Annotated in this window: 2 protein-coding genes; both read left to right on the plus strand. The window is 70.3% G+C overall.

What is annotated here, in order from left to right; all coding sequences use genetic code 11:
- Window positions 1-465 (plus strand): VOC family protein (locus G0D83_RS02100; RefSeq protein WP_203595559.1); only part of this gene is annotated, 465 nt, incomplete at its 5' end.
- Window positions 466-470: 5 nt separating this feature from the next.
- Window positions 471-1,025, plus strand: a 555-nt coding sequence (locus G0D83_RS02105; protein ID WP_164189084.1) for an alpha/beta hydrolase, incomplete at its 3' end; no start/stop codon positions are given.

Here is a 1,025-nt window from a genome sequence, read left to right on the forward strand (position 1 = left end):
GCCCGGATGCGGCTGCGCGACAGCGCCGCCACCGCCGAGCTGCTGAGCTTCATGGGCTACCAGAAGGACGAGACCGACGGCGCCGTGACCCGCTACCGCATCGAGGGCGGCAACGCCGCCGACACCATCAACCTCGAGGCGGTGCCCGGAGGTCAGGCCGCGGCGCAGGGCGCGGGATCGGTGCATCACATCGCCTTTGCAGTCGAGGACCGCGCGGCGCAGCTGCGGGTGCGCGACGCGCTGCTCGACACCGGCTACCAGGTGACCCCGGTGATCGACCGCGACTACTTCTGGGCGATCTACTTCCGCACCCCCGGCGGCGTGCTCTTCGAGATCGCCACCAACGAGCCCGGCTTCGACCGGGACGAGGACACCGCGAACCTCGGGCAGGCGCTGAAGCTGCCGACCAGATACGAGCCGTACCGCGGCCAGATCGAAGGGCGTCTGCCCGCAATTGGAGCCTGATCGCCATGACCCAGACCCTGAGCTACCACGCCCGCACCCGTGCCCCCGATCCGGGGGCGCCGCTGATCTTCGCGTTTCATGGCACCGGCGGAGACGAGACCCAGTTCTTCGAACTGGTGCGGCAGATCCACCCCGACGCGGGCATCGTCTCGCCCCGGGGCGACGTCTCGGAAGGCGGCGCCGCGCGCTTCTTTCGGCGCACCGGCGAGGGCGTCTACGACATGGAGGACCTCGCCGAGCGGACCGCGCGGATGGCGGCCTTCGTCGCCGCGCACAAAGCCGCCAATCCGGGCGTTCCGGTCTATGGCTTCGGCTATTCCAACGGCGCCAACATCCTCGCTTCGGTGGTGATGGCGCAACCCGATCTTTTCGACCGGATCGGACTGCTGCACCCGCTGATCCCGTGGCAGCCGGCGCCGGTCGATCTCGGCGGTCGGCGCGTGCTGGTCACCGCCGGGCGCCGAGATCCGATCTGCCCGTGGCCGCTCACCGAAGGGCTGCTGACGTGGCTGGTCGACAGTGGCGCCGACGTCCGGACCGAGATCCACGACGGCGGCCAC

The sequence above is a fragment of the Salipiger sp. PrR003 genome (assembly GCF_010500785.1).
GTDB classification, from domain to species: domain Bacteria; phylum Pseudomonadota; class Alphaproteobacteria; order Rhodobacterales; family Rhodobacteraceae; genus Salipiger; species Salipiger pacificus_A.